19 protein-coding genes are annotated in these 16,271 nt (G+C 47.9%); 4 read left to right on the forward strand and 15 right to left on the reverse strand.

The window, feature by feature from the left end:
- Window positions 1-36 precede the first annotated feature (36 nt).
- Window positions 37-729, forward strand: coding sequence for a response regulator transcription factor (locus CRO19_RS09185; RefSeq protein WP_097095558.1), 693 nt, complete (start codon window positions 37-39; stop codon window positions 727-729).
- A gap of 80 nt (window positions 730-809) precedes the next feature.
- Here the strand turns inward: CRO19_RS09185 and CRO19_RS09190 are convergent, their stop codons facing one another.
- The 5 genes from CRO19_RS09190 to lpxP form a co-directional block, all read right to left on the reverse strand.
- The gene (locus CRO19_RS09190; protein ID WP_097097621.1) at window positions 810-1,454 is read right to left on the reverse strand and encodes an oligosaccharide flippase family protein; all 645 of its coding nucleotides are present in this window, start codon (window positions 1,452-1,454) and stop codon (window positions 810-812) included.
- A 74-nt stretch (window positions 1,455-1,528) separates the two neighbouring features.
- Entirely contained in the window at window positions 1,529-1,795 is a 267-nt protein-coding gene (locus CRO19_RS09195) for a hypothetical protein (RefSeq protein WP_097095559.1), read from the reverse strand.
- Window positions 1,796-2,230: 435 nt separating this feature from the next.
- Complete coding sequence (locus CRO19_RS09200; protein WP_097095560.1) at window positions 2,231-2,626, reverse strand: polyketide cyclase; 396 nt, start codon at window positions 2,624-2,626, stop codon at window positions 2,231-2,233.
- Between the two features lie 106 nt (window positions 2,627-2,732).
- Entirely contained in the window at window positions 2,733-3,875 is a 1,143-nt protein-coding gene (locus tag CRO19_RS09205; RefSeq protein ID WP_176519142.1) for an alanine racemase, read from the reverse strand.
- A gap of 76 nt (window positions 3,876-3,951) precedes the next feature.
- Complete coding sequence (lpxP, locus tag CRO19_RS09210; RefSeq protein ID WP_097095562.1) at window positions 3,952-4,875, reverse strand: kdo(2)-lipid IV(A) palmitoleoyltransferase; 924 nt, start codon at window positions 4,873-4,875, stop codon at window positions 3,952-3,954.
- A 900-nt stretch (window positions 4,876-5,775) separates the two neighbouring features.
- On the opposite strand from lpxP, the gene CRO19_RS09215 reads away from it, so the two are divergent.
- Complete coding sequence (locus CRO19_RS09215; RefSeq protein ID WP_097095563.1) at window positions 5,776-6,246, forward strand: fimbrial protein; 471 nt, start codon at window positions 5,776-5,778, stop codon at window positions 6,244-6,246.
- A gap of 235 nt (window positions 6,247-6,481) precedes the next feature.
- Here CRO19_RS09215 and CRO19_RS09220 read toward each other — a convergent pair whose 3' ends face one another.
- From CRO19_RS09220 to CRO19_RS09255, 8 genes are all read right to left on the reverse strand, one after another.
- Complete coding sequence (locus CRO19_RS09220) at window positions 6,482-7,300, reverse strand: MrpH family fimbial adhesin (protein WP_141400232.1); 819 nt, start codon at window positions 7,298-7,300, stop codon at window positions 6,482-6,484.
- Between the two features lie 47 nt (window positions 7,301-7,347).
- Window positions 7,348-7,878, reverse strand: a complete 531-nt coding sequence (locus CRO19_RS09225) for a fimbrial protein (protein WP_097095565.1) — start codon at window positions 7,876-7,878, stop codon at window positions 7,348-7,350.
- A 2-nt stretch (window positions 7,879-7,880) separates the two neighbouring features.
- A complete protein-coding gene (locus tag CRO19_RS09230; RefSeq protein WP_097095566.1) occupies window positions 7,881-8,360 on the reverse strand; it encodes a fimbrial protein in 480 nt (159 codons plus the stop codon).
- A complete protein-coding gene (locus CRO19_RS09235; protein WP_097095567.1) occupies window positions 8,360-8,857 on the reverse strand; it encodes a fimbrial protein in 498 nt (165 codons plus the stop codon). Before CRO19_RS09235 ends, CRO19_RS09230 begins: the two co-directional genes overlap by 1 nt.
- A 9-nt stretch (window positions 8,858-8,866) precedes the next feature.
- Window positions 8,867-9,364, reverse strand: coding sequence for a fimbrial protein (locus CRO19_RS09240; protein ID WP_141400233.1), 498 nt, complete (start codon window positions 9,362-9,364; stop codon window positions 8,867-8,869).
- A complete protein-coding gene (locus CRO19_RS09245; protein ID WP_097095569.1) occupies window positions 9,357-10,106 on the reverse strand; it encodes a fimbria/pilus periplasmic chaperone in 750 nt (249 codons plus the stop codon). Before CRO19_RS09245 ends, CRO19_RS09240 begins: the two co-directional genes overlap by 8 nt.
- A 50-nt stretch (window positions 10,107-10,156) precedes the next feature.
- Window positions 10,157-12,637: an outer membrane usher protein gene (locus CRO19_RS09250; protein ID WP_176519202.1), complete on the reverse strand. Its 2,481-nt coding sequence runs from the start codon at window positions 12,635-12,637 to the stop codon at window positions 10,157-10,159.
- A gap of 114 nt (window positions 12,638-12,751) precedes the next feature.
- Window positions 12,752-13,306 carry a fimbrial protein gene (locus CRO19_RS09255; protein WP_097095571.1) on the reverse strand — a complete coding sequence of 185 codons (555 nt, stop codon included), beginning with the start codon at window positions 13,304-13,306 and terminating at the stop codon, window positions 12,752-12,754.
- Between the two features lie 609 nt (window positions 13,307-13,915).
- Here CRO19_RS09255 and CRO19_RS09260 point away from each other — a divergent pair.
- Window positions 13,916-14,767, forward strand: a complete 852-nt coding sequence (locus CRO19_RS09260) for a transcriptional regulator (protein WP_097095572.1) — start codon at window positions 13,916-13,918, stop codon at window positions 14,765-14,767.
- Window positions 14,764-15,279: a hypothetical protein gene (locus CRO19_RS09265; protein ID WP_097095573.1), complete on the forward strand. Its 516-nt coding sequence runs from the start codon at window positions 14,764-14,766 to the stop codon at window positions 15,277-15,279. Before CRO19_RS09260 ends, CRO19_RS09265 begins: the two co-directional genes overlap by 4 nt.
- 286 nt (window positions 15,280-15,565) lie before the next feature.
- Here CRO19_RS09265 and CRO19_RS09270 read toward each other — a convergent pair whose 3' ends face one another.
- Both CRO19_RS09270 and CRO19_RS25845 read right to left on the reverse strand, forming a co-directional pair.
- Complete coding sequence (locus CRO19_RS09270) at window positions 15,566-16,033, reverse strand: DUF943 family protein (RefSeq protein WP_097095574.1); 468 nt, start codon at window positions 16,031-16,033, stop codon at window positions 15,566-15,568.
- Entirely contained in the window at window positions 16,020-16,148 is a 129-nt protein-coding gene (locus CRO19_RS25845) for a DUF3289 family protein (RefSeq protein WP_141400234.1), read from the reverse strand. The genes CRO19_RS09270 and CRO19_RS25845 overlap by 14 nt, the downstream gene beginning before the upstream one ends.
- Window positions 16,149-16,271: the final 123 nt, after the last annotated feature.

Genomic DNA, 16,271 nt, shown 5'->3' on the forward strand with positions numbered 1-16,271 from the left:
CTTAACTTATCAGCATTAAGCAACTATTGGACAGGCATGAAAAAGCGTAACGAAGACATTCTCCTTTTCTCTTCTGACAAACTGGCAGCATTAGGGCTGGAGAGTCTTTTGACCTCGTTACCGGTTGCCAGCAAGATTCATCAAGTGTGGTCGCTCAGCACGATAATCGCCCAGTGCGAGACGCTCAGGCCGCGGCTGCTGGTGTGCATCTTTCATGAAAACATGCCGCTGGCCGGTACGTTAAAGTTATTTTATGGCCTGCAGCAGCAGTTCCCCGACATGCAAATACTGGTGCTAACCCAGCGTCTATTACCGCTGATGCATGGACTCAGTCGTTATCTGCCTACGCTCAGCGTGCTGGATTTAAAATCATCGCGGCAAAAGCTTATCCGAAGCCTGAAGGCGTGCATGAACAGGCAGAGCCCGGTTCATTTAGTGGAAGGTGTTGACGTTCTGCTGCCGGATCGACAATTGCGCGTGCTGCTGATGATTGCCTGGGGTTACAGTACAGAGCACATTGGCACGTGCTTAGGGCTCAGCCATAAAACGGTCAATGCACATAAGCTCATTGCGCTGTCACGACTGCAAATCAAAAGTAAGAACGATATGGTCGATCTCTTCATGGTGATTGATGAATTACGCATGCTGACGAGTTGGTTACACTTGCAGCACAGCGACAACGCAGGCGAAGCCATCGTTCAGTTAGAGGACGTATTGCTGGAAGCGTAAAAAGAAAAAAGCGTGCTGGTTACCAGCACGCGAACGCATCTTCTCAGATGCCCAGAGCCCACCATACAGACTTGTTTTTATTATCCGTTTCTTGCTCGCACATTGGCGAAACTTTTCAGGCTAAAACGGTATTCTGGCTGGAACCAGGAACGACCGTAATAGCAGTAGATCAGCATTCTGATGGATACCATGGCGAGGTAGCCCCAGATTGCGCACAACACCGAAGGTGTCAGCCACACGGTAAACAGTGTGATACCCAGCCCTGCTAACACAGAAGCGGTTTCCGTGAAGGCAATGCGTGAAAATTGATTTTCCCGTTGCAATATGGCGCGATAATGCTGTCCTTGCGGAATAATAATGAATATCACCGAAATCATCTCGAGCATAATCGCCATTTCGGGTTGATTCATAATACGACTGGAAATATCGCTACCAATAAACAGTGCGGCAAAAATGGCCATTCCGCATAATACATTGCCCCAATATAAAATCGAGAGATCGCTATTATTCAGGCTTTTATTTCTGATAATGGCATTGCCAAAACCTCGGTCCGCCAACGTATCAATAACCAATAGCATCACAATCGCGATGGCGAGCAAATTCAACTCATTTGCCTGAAGTATTTGTGCCAAAAGTGAAAGCTGCAAAACACCAATACCAACGATTTTAATCGATGACAAAACTGACCACTTAGCGTTGGTCAAATTTCTTTCTCTTATCGCCATACCCTGCTCTTTATGGTACATGTACCAGTGCAATTAAGGGGTTACCCGAGCCATAGGCTCGGGCACAGATCACATTAATGCAGCGATTCCTGGCGCAATCCTGAAATACCTTTCAGATTCAGCCATGTATAGATGCACTCAATTAAGTGATGTTCTGATTTTAAAAAGATGCCCCTGGCGCATAATGTTTTTTTTGTCTTAATGGTATCACCTCCGGTGCGGAGGAAATCCATAAGATCATTATAAAATCCCTTTGAGTTTATATATTCCCCGGCCAGCGTCCTCCTGGCAATCTCAACAAATTCTTTTTCTGATAACAAAGGATAGGTTGAGCGATCCATGTTATTTCCCTGCTGTTGTTATTATGGGTATTGCTGTGTGTGGAAGAGTTATACCGTGTTTTAATTAAATTAACACCATCAGAAAACTCCTATAAATAGACTGCAGAAATAAATGGTTTCATAATATGCATCAGAATATATAAGGCGAGTGATGTGCCATTTATTAGTCTTTTACGCCTTTCAGCATCGACTAATGAAGCCACATCAACTGAATGGACAAAAAACTTCGATAAATCATAGGCACTCAGCATTTTATCGCGAAGCCCCACCAGGAATTTTCCCGGTGAGGAAGCTTAAGCAGCATTGTTGATTAACACAGTGATGAGTGAAGATTTCGGCAAAACAGTTAAACGCTACTGTGCAAAAAAGAAACCGCTTTTTATCAATTAATTCCAGCGCAAGTTACAGAGAGGGAGTTTGCATAATGTATTGATTCTAATGAGTTAACAGATGCAGTAGTTGTTCGAGATCGCGTTTTACCCAGGCAACATCCTGCGCAAACTTCTCATCGGACATCAGCGGCTGGCGGTAAACCACCATCACAACCTCGGCGCCTTGCTCATTAGCAATCACCCGCATGGGCATATAAATCTCTTTGCCGCTGCCGGTATCAATCCAGTGATCCATCACGCCAAACGGGTTATGCGGCGTAAAACGAATCTTCACCGTGCCTTCGGGACCTTTGGCCTTCCAGCTGTTCCCTTCCTGCGTCAGCGTGCTGCTACTGAGCCCGCTTGCCCATTTGGCAAAGCACTCGGGTTTCCAGATGGTTTCATACAAATCTAACCAGTTGCGTGGAACGGTCAGTGTGACTGTCTGTGATGGCAGCATGGAACCTCCTGATGTGAGACAGCCATTAAAGCACGGTGATACCGGGCAGAAAATTGCCCGGTAGTGGAAGTGTGGGTCAACAGCGGTTTCCGTGAAAATGCTGTAATCAAATAAACTTGCCGCGCCCCTGAATATCCAGCTCTTGCGCTGTTCCGTCTGCTGCACGCAGGACAAAGCGATCGGACTGTGCAACCACGGCGCAGCTGTGATTAGGGAAAATACGCAGCAACGCACCAACAGGCGGAGCCTGATCGCCGTATTGCAGGAAGCCATGCTCTTCCGACAGCTTCAGCACCTCATAGTGATTACCTTGCTCATCCACCGCGATGCCAAATCCGCTGGCATTGGTGCCGTGTGGACCTTTGTCGGAGCTGAGCATCTTGGAACCGGCATCGATGATGGCAAAGTGTGGATTCACCGCCACCACGCGCGTGATCACGCTCAGCGCCAGCGCATCCGGCGAGCACAGACCCAGCCGCCAGGCGGTGAGATCCAATAGCGCGTAATTACCGGGACGAATTTCATCGCTGCCTGACGCCACGGGGGCCGCCAGCGCCGTTGGGGTGGAACCCACTGAAATCGGGCAGGGTGTAAAACCGGCTTCGGCCACGCGTTGCTGCACATCGCGCATCAAGGCGATTTCCTGCAATGCGACTTCTGCAATCGCCGTAGGATTGCCCGCACCATAAGCGTGACCGGCATGGGATACCAACCCGGCAAAGGGCAGGCCTGCGCTTTTAAGGCGCTGAGCCAGCGTGATGGCCATCTCGCTGTGGGGATCAACGCCGATGCGATGCAATCCCACATCCACCTTGATCGCCACCGCCAGTGAGCAATCGGGTTGGCGCTGATGTGCCGCCGCGATCGCCGTAACGCCCATCTCGGCATCCACGATGCAGGTAATGCGCACCTGATGCTCTGCCGCCACCGCCAGCAGTTCCGCCAGCGTGTCGGCGTGCACAATGGGATAAGCCAGCAGCAGATCGCGCTCACCTGCCAAAATAAAGGCTACGCCTTCACTCGGCTTCGACACGGTAATGCCGCGCGCGCCAAGCGCACGTTGTTGCCCGGCAATCCAGACGCTTTTATGGGTTTTAATATGGGGACGTAGCGCGACGCCCGCGGCATCGGCTTTTTGCTGCATCAGCTGCAGATTACGCTGCAGGCGCGGTGCATCAATTTCGAGATAAGGTGTGAGTCGGTCGGCAATTAAAGGCCGCAACCAGCCAGCTGTAATATTCTGCTCCATCAAGATAGTCCGCAGGTGATTATTCCGTGCGGACTATCATTCATTAATGAGGGGCAGAATACCAGCCGAGAGCAGATTAGATATACAGTGAGGCTTCGCCCGGTGGACGGGTTTTAAAGCGGCGATGCAGCCACAGATATTGATCGGGAGCGCGCAGGATTTCTTTCTCAATCACTCTGTTCATATAAGCCGCTGCTGCTGCTTCATCTTCGTACGGATAATTCTCCAGCTCCGGCTGAATGATCAGCTGATAACCGCTTTTATCCGCATTACGAATCAGCACGATGGTCAGCATGGCCGGCTTAGCCAGACGCGACAGCACAAAAGTGCCGTTGGTGGTGGCGGCTTGCTTAACGGCAAACAGCGGCGCAAACACGCTGCCCTTCGGGCCGTAATCTTGATCCGGCGCGAACCATACCGCTTCGCCCTGTTTCAGCGCATGCACCATGCCGCGCAAATCGCGACGATCAATCATCGCCTTATTAGAACGCATACGACCTTTGGTTTGCGCCCACTCCATCGCCTGATTGTTGTGCGGGCGATACATCGCCATCATCGGCTGGCACAGTCCGGTAATACGGCCGCCCAGCTCGAGTGACATAAAATGCACGCCGATCACCATCACACCGCGCTGGTGGCTCTGCGCATTCTGCAGGTTGGCGATGCCGTTCACCTGAAACAGGCGACGCACGCGCGCATCGGACCAGAACCAGGCGATGCCAGTTTCAGCTAGCGCCATGCCCAGCGATGCGAAGTTACCGGCAATCATCAACTCTTTATCTTCCTCATTAATGTTCGGGAAGCAGAGTTCGATGTTGCGGCGGGTAATGCGCTCACGGCGCTTAAGGAAGTGTCGTGACAGTTTGCCGGCAGAAGCGCCAAGCCGTATCAAAGCAGGATAAGGAAGCTGCACCAGCAGCCATAACACACCCAGCCCAAACCAGGTCAACCAGTAGCGGGGATGGAGCAGTTTTGAGCGGAACTTACCAGTTTTCTTCATGGCGCCTTCAGTAAAAAGTGAATGTATCGCGCAAGAAGCATTTCCCTGGAATCCTGATGCGGTACAACTGTATTGAATACGACCAGCACTTTAGCAAATAGTGCCTTCAAAGTTATGTAAACTCTGCAATCTTTAGGATTGAGAGGTTTCATTGAATGAGGGCTTAAGTTTAGCGTGCAAGGTTGTTAGGTAGGCTAATCTGTTTGCTAAACAATGAATTAGGCTGATGCATTGATGCTTTTCTATCCGTTTCCCGCCGCATTTTCAGTCAGAAAATGACATGGATGCACATACACGCTTTCACATTCTTTACATTGAAAAAATCACAATATCGTCTAAAGCGCTGATGCGATGCCATGACGAAAGGCCGTCGGCAACCTGTGAAGGGTATGATTTGTGATCTTCATCACAATTTACAGTGTAGTGCAGTAAGCCGTATTCGTATAGCGATCAATAACCGCTCTGGTTTCTCCTGGCGCTGATTTATTTCACCATCGGTTGCTGATGAAATTAAGCGGCGCGAGAAAATAGCATGGGCAGCTATATTAATATAGGCATGCATTACCTGTTTTTATTTTCCCATACAAACGTGTTGCCACCGTATGGATATTAAAATGAAAAGTAAGCGATGAGAGTTTTAGGGCGGAAATAATGGCTATATTGATCTAACCTACCAATATTTAAGACATTTCTTGCGTTGTGGGTTAATAGTGAGTTTTATTGCGCTAGAACATAAAATTGCCGCGTTAAAAACAGCAGAATGCGCTCCCTCTTTAAGACGTGTCCTGGCATTACTTATTCATGATGTCCGCTATTGTTAGCGCATATCATCACGCATGGTTGAAAACCATTAAATTAGCGTGCCTGGAAATTGATTGATTATTTGGCAAGGAATTTAAAATGAAAATTAATGTGATTAAATCGGTGGCAATGATGGCGTTATTTACTTTTTCTTCTTCATTAATGGCAGCGATTGATAGCGGACGCGTCACTATTCGTGGCCAGATTGTTAAGGGCGATGAGCCCTGCAAAATCGTTCACCAGAACAGCGACCAGGCGATTGAGCTTTCCAATGCGAAGGCCATCAAGTTTTCCCTCAAGATAAATCAGTGCGCGCATGAAACCCTGGAAAACATCACGGCGACCTTTACCGGCCCTGAGACCGAAGAGAGTTTACTGGCGCTCTCTGACGATGCTGCAGTGATGCTGCAACACAGCAACGGTAAAGTGATTAAAATGCGTAACACGCCGGAACCGCAGCTGGTATTAAGCAAAAACAATACGCTGGATTTTACCGCGACGCTGAAAGGGATGAATAACACGAAGATTTCTGGTTCTGCTATGAGTCAGTTAACGTTGGCCTATGAATAACCTAATACCCCGTATTTCCAGGAAGTCCATGTTTATAGCGTTGTGGGGTAAATAGAAGCAAATGCTGCATAAGGTGAGAATTAGTATCGACGTGATTGATACTGCACTATCCTTACAATATACATTTAACAGGCCTGTGTAATAATGAAAAAAGGCTATCACGACGGGCTGTTTTTCCCGGTGATAACCTTAATGCTATTTTCGCTATGAATATAACTAAGAATGTGAAATGAAATTAATCCATGCTTATGATAAATATGCCGGAACCATGAAATGCACCTTCTTCCAATTCACCATTTTTAATTAATTCAGAAGTAATCTGTATTGCAGCTGGAATGTTCTTTTTGATGTTTATCTTTAATCCTGCGTCACTTCGCACATCGTTGATGTAGATAGCTGACTCCAGGGACTTATCTGATTTCAATGTGATGTTTTTACTTCCGGCTTCGCCATAAGCCTTTAAAAATAGAGTGGCGTCGTTATTACATGAAATATCAAACTTTGTATTAGCTTTGTGACCATTAACTTCGTTAGTTGTCATCTCACCATGTTCAAGATTGGCGTTGCCTTGAATTTCACAGGTTAAGGTGTCCGGTGGTGAAGTTGCACACTTTACCCCTTCAACGGGGCTAAATAGTGTGCCTTGGGTATATAATGCTAAACTAAAACATTTTGTCGTTGGGTCTTCATTAGCCAATATTACAAAAATTAACTCCAGAGGGATAGAGAATCTTTGTTTGAATCTGGTACCTAATTCCCCGATGGTTTTTATATTATTAACTCCACCTATAAACAGCGAACTACTAACATTAGCGTATTGTTTAGTTACTAAATCATAGAAAACTACCCTAAGCTCACAATCAGTAGAGGACGGAACTCCAAAACAAGGATTAGGTAAGTTGTCGTTTTCATCCCAACTATCAATATATCCCCTAAGGTTGTATATACCGCCAGCCCTCTTTATATCAGCGACATGCGTTACGATAACTGCTTGAGAATTTAATGATAAAAAAAGCATTAAAAACATCAATGAAAGTTTAATAAATATTTTCATAAAAATCTCTAATTTTTATTTACTTAGGGTTGTTATAATATATTCTGTTATTGATACTCTATTCGAAATAGTATGTTCACCACTATTGCCCCTGGCCTAATCGTTTGTTGAGCTATTGCCGCCTTGCTTGCGGAAATAAACACATGAAAATTAAAACTATTCTCATCCGGTCGTAAGTCGATAAACTCGCCTGTACTCTCAATCGGAATAAAAACATGTTCTGATGTTTCCAACCCTAATGCCACGCCCTGGGCGCTGTTGTCATTAGGGGCCAGTGCGAAAAATCCCGGCTGCGAAGAATCTTCTGTACCGCTAAAGCGAAACCTTACCGCTTTACCTAGCGAAAGATCGCAATTGAGTAAATGTACGGCAAAGGGGGTGGCTGGCGAACGTTGATAGCTGTAGAGGTATTTAACGATAACTGAACCTACATCAATCTCAATTTCCTTGTCTTTTGGATCCAGCACGCACGGCGTCTCTACAAGGGTGCCACTAAAATTCACATCAGTATCGGCGACTGCAAACCTCGCTGCTGTTAACAGCATCAAACAAAAAATAATAGCGGTTGCGGTTTTCATCATTACTCCAGAACAATCTGCAATGTCACCTTACTATGGAAATCTCCGCCGTTAAGCTGACTGCCCACGCCTTTAACCGGTACGGCTGCAAACTCAAGTAACCGATCGTTATCCAGCGGCAGAGTTTCATTAATAAGGATGGGTTTATCATTCTTTAACAGCCGGATACCCAGATCGTCGATGTTAGTCATAATGGCGCTTGGGTCGAAATCAGTTGGATTCCCCAAAAACTTCAAATGCAAAAGTTTACCCGGTGGATCGGTACAAATAATTTCCAGCGCTAATTTTTGTCGATAATTTACGCCATCCACCAAATTAACGCCCACGGCATCACCAAAGCTAACATCTACCGGCTTTTCGTTATTAATTTTGCAGCTCAGTGCCAGCAGCGTACCTTTCATATTCATCGGGACTGCTGCCTGGATGCGAAGAGGTAAGGCGAGGAGGATTAATACCCATAGCAAAATACGTCGGTTCATCATTACTCCGGCTCCAACGTTAAGGTGGCCGTTGCTTCGAATTTACCGCCTATTAATGTGGCTTTCGGTGCTTTTACCGGTGCGACTGCCAGGGTAATGGAGTCCGAAGGCTTATAATAATAGGGTTTATTCAGCTCCATCGGCTTGACGCCCGAGCCAGGGCTCTCTTCATACATAAAGCGGATGCCCAGGTTTTCAATATTGGTTTTAACCGCAGTATTTTCAAAGCTTGATTCCATACCCTTAACGGTGAACTTTAAGCGTCCGGTATATTGCGTGCCGCAATCAATTTGCAAATGCATATTTTGCGCGTAACGCGTTCCATCTAACGCTTCTGCGACCACTTCATCACCGAAGTTGATATCTCGCTTTTCGGCGTCACCGATTTTGCAGTCGAGATTAATTAAGGTGCCGCGTAATGTCAGCTCGGTATTGGACCAAACCGGATTTGAAACCAACAGGCTAAGGGCGAGAATGAAAGACAAGTGCCGTATCTGCATGATATTTCCTTATTGAATACCTAGCACCAGGGTGATGTTGACCTTAAATTCCCCGGTCGTGGGCATACTTTTCGGGTCTCTTACCGGCGCCGCTTTCAGCTCAATTGGCATGCGCCAATTAATATTGTTCGGTTTGTTAAGTGGCACGACTGTGCCATTGCGCGTAAACCGAAGGGCTAATTCACTTTTATTGCTGGCAGCGGCGTTATCATCAAAACCCGATGCCGTACCTTTAATGGTTAAAGTAAGGTCACCGGTAAATTTGTTTTCGCAGGTAATCTCTGTGGGTACATCGCGTTCATAGTGCACACCATCAATGGATTGAATGACAACCTCGCCAAACTCAACAACTTTGGTCTGGTCGTTATTGATTTTGCAGGGCATCGCAATGATCGTTCCCGAGACGTTAATTGGCAAAGAAGGCAAAGAGTCGGCGCCAGTTGCTGCCTTTGAACCTAACAGGGCGACTGCGAGCAGAGCCATCCACCCTTTCACCACGCTACTCACTTTTATCCACGCTGCATTTTCCTGCGACGCAGTTGAAGGTCAACGTTGGACGGCCGCCGTAGTCGTTGATGTAGACCAGCACCGGATGCGCACCTAACGCGGCCGCGCTAACGCCCAGCGTGGCGCTGCCTTTCGGTTCCAGCATCAGCGGCTTAAAATCGTTATCACTCTTCACGGCGTCTTTACTGCGGGCGGCGCCGACCAGCGTGACGTAATAAGGTGTGGGATTCGTCACCGTGTAGCCATTGCCTTGCTGGCTCAGCGTCAGCTGGGTTTGCCACGGCGTGGCCGACTCGCTGGTAACGATGATGGATGCCGGACGATAAAACAGCTTGATGCGGGTTTGCAGCGCAATCTGCAGCACGTTCTGTTTTTCGCTGCGCGGTGGAATCTCACGCAGGTTGAAGTAGAACAGGCTTTCACGATCCTGCGGCAACAGCGTTTTTGTCACCGGCAGCGCCTGGATTTTGATGGCGCCTTTCTGGCCCGGTTCCACACGCTGTACCGGCGGCAGTACCAGCAGCGGCGAGTTCACTTTTTTGCCCTGCGCATCTTCCAGCCAACTCTGCGCCAGATAAGGCAGACTTTTATTTTCGTTGCTAATGCTCAGGCTGATCGAGCGTTCGCTGCCGTTATAAATAACGCGGGTGCGGTCCATGGCGATGGCGGCCAGCGCCTGATGGGTGATAAGCGTGCCGATCAGCAGCGAGGCCCAGGCAATAAAACGGCGGTTAACAAGCATAGTTTCTATCTCATTCAGAAGAGTTAATGACACATTTGCGTCATCGGGTGTTAATCATTGCTGTCGATACACGGCAGCAGTAAGTGGTTTTCACCGGTCGGATCTTCAGGCAGTACCTCTGGCAGCGTAATGGTGCATTGCGTTGCGCCGCTCCAGCGTACGGCCATCTTCACGCCAGGATTAACGCCGCTCAGCCATACGGTGCCGCTATCGCTGACGATGCCGGTTTCGCGCCCGTTAGTGAGGACACTGGCGCCAAACGGCGGGAAACTGCCGTCTGCGCGACGAATCACCGCCATCAGTTTTTGCCCGGTGATTACGCCAAATTTGCGGTAACCAATGGCGCCTTCGGTGAGCGTAAACTGGGTCACCGGACGTTCTGCTTCCACGTTATCGGCCAGGTTATTGAGATCAATGCCGGCCTGGTTGCGGTAATAGTTGTTGACGTCGGTAATCACTGCTTTGCCAAACAGATTGGTGTGCGTGGCGGCGGAACCTCCGCCCTGCACCGGCACGCCGCTGACGCCTTCGGTATCCACCATCAATCGCGTACCGCCTGCCATATTAGTACGGTGCAGCGCCGCGCCCTGCGTGGTGGCCGTGGCGCCCCCTTGCACAGACAGACCCGCAGAACGATAGGAACCCGCTTTGTAACTGGCGCTGGTATTGATTTGTGCAATATCGCCAGTCCGCGTGTAGTAGCCGCTGAACGTTGGGGCTTCGCCACTGCTGGTACTGGTACCAATCTGATAGGCATTGCGTTCATCAAGTCGTTGATACCAGCCAGCATTCTGCGTAGATCCGGTGCTGCCACTTTGTGCGCTGTAGTGGATAGAGGCGGCACTGCCGAGGGGAATATTAAGACTAAGGTAGAGGGTGTCGTCAGTTTTGCCGCGCACTTCGTTGCGGTAAGCCGATAAGTTGACGCTCATGTTCTTAATGCTGCCAATATCAAAATAGCGTGCCAGCGACATATTCCAGCGGCCGGTGGCGGGGCGATTCCAGTAGGTTTGATAGTAGTAATTGAGATAGGCACTGATTCCCAGCGAGCGAAACTGCTTATTTAGTGTTACCGAGTAGGTTTGTTTATCTTCACCGCGCTGATAGTAGCGATCCTGATATTTGATCTCATCTAAGTAGCGGCTGATCGTCATATAGTTACGTTCAGAGAAGCGATAGCCAGCGAAAGTGACCTGTGTATCGTACTCATCAAAGCGTTTTGAATAGTTGATACTGTAAGAGCTGCCGATCTGTTTGCCTGTGTGCGGCAGGTCTGCGTGTGATTGCGTGGCATTAAGAGAAACAGCACCGAATGCCAGTAAATCGCGGCCAAAGCCTAGCGAAAAGGCGTTGTATTTACCTGCCGTCATCACGCCGCCTAGCAGTGACCAGCCGTTGCTGATACCCCAGGAAAATTCGCCGGTATGCATCAGCGTTCCCTGCGGTTTGAACTGTTGATAGGCCGGTTGGCCAGTAGAGAGTTTATAGCGAACTTGTCCAGGACGGCTTAAATAGGGAATGGTGGCGGTATCGACCTGAAACTCCTGTACCGATCCATCCTGCTCCTCAACGCGCACGTCGAGAGTACCGTTGGTGGCTTCGTTTAAATCCTGAATTAGAAAAGGGCCCGGCGCGACCTGGCTCTCATATATCACACGTCCTTTCTGCGTGATGGTCACCTTTGCGTTAGTTTTTGCCACACCACCCACTTCCGGTGCATAGCCGCGCAGATTAGGTGGCAGCTGGCTATCATCGGAAATAATACTGGCACCAACAAAGCGCACGCTATCAAACATATCGGTGCTCAAATAGTTTTCACCGAGTAGCAGTTTGGCGCGCCAGGCTTTGATTGCGCGGTAAGCGTAATACTGGTTCCAGTTGAGTTGATGTCTACTGCCACGTTGATCACGTGTGTACTGGCCTTGCCAGTTGGCCCGTAGGCGCCACGGACCGATATTTGCCCCTGTTACGCCATTACCACTTAAATTGGTATCCTCACCATTCCGTTGTGCAGCGGTGTAATTCAGGTTTGCGTTGTAGTCGAACAGCACACCAGGAATGCCATCATCCCAGCGTGCCGGCGGATCCCAATCCGTCGCCTGATATTCAAGATAAGCCTGAGGCACGCTGATAGAGAGTACGGAGCTAGCCAGATCGCTATGTGTAGTCGTGCCGGGTAAGGAGGAGAGGTTAGCGCACTGTCCTTGATGCCAGTAGCTGACCTTCGCCAGTGAATTTTGCTTCAACCCCATTTGCTGCATGAGTTCGGGTGTCAGACAGGCCACGCTGTCCTTGGGATCATCATCTGGTGGCAAAAAGGTAATTGGCATGGTGGGGATTTCGGCTTTATTTACCCGTACCACCATGTCGTATTGGCCCGGCATAATAAAGCCAGCGCGCGCGAACTGTGTCATGTCGATATTTTCGCGATCGCTAACGTCGAGGTTGTCGAGATTAAACTCAACCTCTTTTGCCATTACTGTTTGTGAAAAAAATAATGCTAAAGAAATAGCCAGGGTCAGCGGGCTAATTACGCATTTCGCCCGTTTTTTTTATTTCCTGTATATTTCTTTAGCATTATTAAGGTGCCCACTGGATAGAAAGGTATGCGCCAATACGCATACCTTTTAAATCATCAAGCTGATTTATGGATAAACCATGCTGAAGTTGATCGTGCTTTTGAAATCACCCGGGGTAACGGTAGCAGCGGCTAAAGTATCCTCTCCACCGCCTGTAGGAGCCGCATCACCTTGTAAGAAGGTATAGAAGGCCAAAGTATTACTGTCGGCGCCGATAGTTAATGTGGTGGCTTGACCGGGCTCAATTGCCTTACCTGAACCATCCATTAAACCGATGTTGATACCTTTCGCGGAGCCTTCGGTCGCGAACATTTTCGGATTGGTTTCAGAAGTTAGGCCGCTGAAGGTGATAGCAACAGAGTTTTTACCCGTTTCGAGTGCACAGTTTTCCAGTTTGATATTGAATGCTTTATTGCCGGTTTTTTTACCGTCGTCCAATTGCTTATCAGCGATCGTACCCATTTCAATGGTCTGATCTACGGTTTCAGAACCAATTGAGCAAGGTGCGCTAACCACGGAACCTTGAATGGTTACAGTGCCGTGGCCCTGATCGGCATTTGCTGCACCTGTCGCCATCACTAAACCAAAACCCATTGCAACCATGATCTTATTCAACTTCATTTTCGATTTCCTATATGTACGCGAATTAACGCGGATATGTTCAATGCAAAGCTGTATGGAATAGTTAAAGGCGTGCTCCTGATAACTGACTTAAGCCAATATTGCATTGATGTTTTTTTACCCTTCGCTAAGCAACGTATTACGGCCTGCTGAAGTTGGGCCGATTATCAATAAGCGGTATCAGGCTGTCAAAATTGCCCCTGTGAAGCGGTGAAAAGAAGTTAACTCATTGTGCTATAAAGGGTTTCATATAAAGTGGGTTAATGGTTTGTTTATTATTTGCTAAGAAAGGTGGCGGCCTTTAATTTCTTAATGACAAAAATTTAAGAACAGTCTCGAATAAGCCGCTTTTTGGCTTTCAATATTATCATTCATCCAAATCAGTCATTATTTTGCATAAGTTTTCATCCGCTTCATCGCTAATTAATAATGATTAATAAAAGACGCAGCGCCTGTTTAAGCGTAACGGGGGTGAAGGATGAAAAAGAGTGCTGATTTTTATTGAAAAAGGATCGTTTTCAATAGGTTAGCTGAGCGTTATGAATCGCTATGCATCGCTTTCATAGCGGCATTTATTTATGAGTGGCGGTATTTTCACGGGAAATCGAGATGTCTGTTTACATCATTGAAAGCAAGGTTGCCTTTAATACGGATATGCCGTCGTTAGCGGGCTTAGGCAGCGCGCAGCCTAATATCCCCATCAGCGCCGCAGCGGCACGTTGCCTGGTGGCATTAATTGAATCAGCGGGTGAGCCCGTGAGTCGCGAGCAGTTAATTTATGCCGGATGGGGCGCAATGGGACACATTGTCAGTGAGAACAGCTTAAATCAGGCGGTGACCCAACTGCGCAAAGTGCTGAAAGAGCTGGAGCTGAACGGCGAGTTGATCATGACGGTTCCGCGGCTGGGCTATAAGATCTCGCGCATGTTCAGCATTGAATGCGCGGGAGTCGCGACGTCGACAGGTTTGTCAGAAATCAGCGCCATGGCCGAAGAGGACGAAACTCATGACATGGCAAAATCATCACGCCAGGAACGCTATCGTGCGGCGCCTTCCCGCCAGCCAACATCGCGTCTGATGGGGCGCATGCGCCTTGCTTTGCTATCAGCCATTGTCGTGCTTGTCAGTTTTTCACTGTTCTGGGTCGTCAATAAAAGCACCGTACAGCAGATTTTCACCCAATATCACACCGTGCATTATCTGCCGCTGGTGACGCGTTTAAACCAGCTGCAGGTCTTCTATAACCAGAGTATCGATACGCAAAATGACTATCTTGCGAATGCCCTTAAGCAGCTAGAGAGTGATGAGTGGTTTCATCGCATACTCGAGGGCGAGGTGCATTTCATCTATATCAACGGCTCCTACAACCCTGATGTTTTTAGCTATTTTCTCTGTCGCGAGGAGATACAGCAGCACGCGAAGGGTTGCGAAGCTTACACCTCTATCCAGGAAGGAACATGATGCATAAGCGAGTCTGGCTGCTGGGGATTACCTTTTTTATCGCGCTTGCGCCGTGGATCGTTGAACGGGTTTATACCCTTTCGGTAATCAGCTATCCGTATCATTGCGAATCACGCTTTGGCTTTAAATACATCAGTGCAACGGGCGAAGCAGCGGTGGCTTCTGAAGGCAGCATGCAGCTAACGTATTATCAGAGCGGAAATGGCGTGGGAACGTATGTTGGGCACCTTTTTCACCTGGATGGACAAGGTAAGGTGTTGAAGAAGCAATCCATTCATCGCGCCATGGAGTTCTCATATCAACTGTTACCGGGCATGCTCAAATCCACCACTCTCACTTCGAGCCGTATTCAGGGAGATGAAATCAGCGATGCCGATGCGGAAAAATATGTCTATCCCGGCTTCAAAGTGGGCCACACCTCGTTTGGCATGATCGTTAAAATCAATCGCGGAGGTTATGCCGCAGGGAGCAGCCAGTTCCCGCGCGCCATGTGCTCTACGTTGGATAAGTGAGAACCTTTCAGATATAGCGCGCACGAACTGTAGCGGCGCAATTTATTGCGCAATGCTTGTCAGTTAAGGTTAATCGGTCGCCATGAATGGCTCCCCTACATCTATTTAGCTGGTTTTTCGTAGGGTGCGCATTCATGCGCACCTGCATATAAACATAATTTATTGCGCGATAAATCGCGCCGCTACGGAATATATGCTTATTTGAGCGGCATTAGGCCGTTGGGCCTGGATAAAGCAACACAGCGCGTTTGCTGCGTTGTATTCAATCAATACCGAAAAATCGATTTTATTTACGGTGAACTTCAACGACGGTTCCTTTATTATTTAATCGATAGTCGCCACCATTATAGACGGTGAAAATCGTCCCCAAATTTGTGCTTTTTTCTACCGCAAAAATGGCTTCCTTCTCTATGCAGTTTTTCGGCGGGGGCATATCATTAAAACAGAGCCTGTCATATTTACCTTCTTCTTTATAGCCCTCACCAAATAACCAGAAAATAATAGTGTAAGATCCATATGTTGCAGGCTTGGGTATCTTATACTTAACTCTAAGCATATCTTTATTTTCTAACCACCAGCTTATCTTCCCTCGATCACTAAAGGGAAAGTTCTTTACTAAAATATAGCTGTGGTTACCATTCTGATGGACGCCAACAATTTCTACCGAGCGCTGAGATAGCCAGAAGACATAAGATGTCAGAATAGCTGGAAGCAGTATCAGTACCCATAGAAGCCTTTTTTTACTGGCTTTCATTACGGGCTCCAGTAATTTCAATATACCGGTAAGGGCCGGACATATCGCTGGCGCCATAGTCGTCCATTCTTTTTTGCGTAGTAAATATTGTGCAGGGAAATTGCAGTGCGGCCATCGTTTTACACTCCTTGTGTATTCAATCGTCCTATATGGTCTCCAGTGCAATTCATGCGTAGAGACGAGCAGAAGTATATAAACTGCTTGCTTTCTGTTCGCCCTCGTTTGGTCGATTTTGAGT

The sequence above is a fragment of the Candidatus Pantoea floridensis genome (genome assembly GCF_900215435.1).
In the GTDB taxonomy this organism is placed as follows: Bacteria; Pseudomonadota; Gammaproteobacteria; order Enterobacterales; family Enterobacteriaceae; genus Pantoea; species Pantoea floridensis.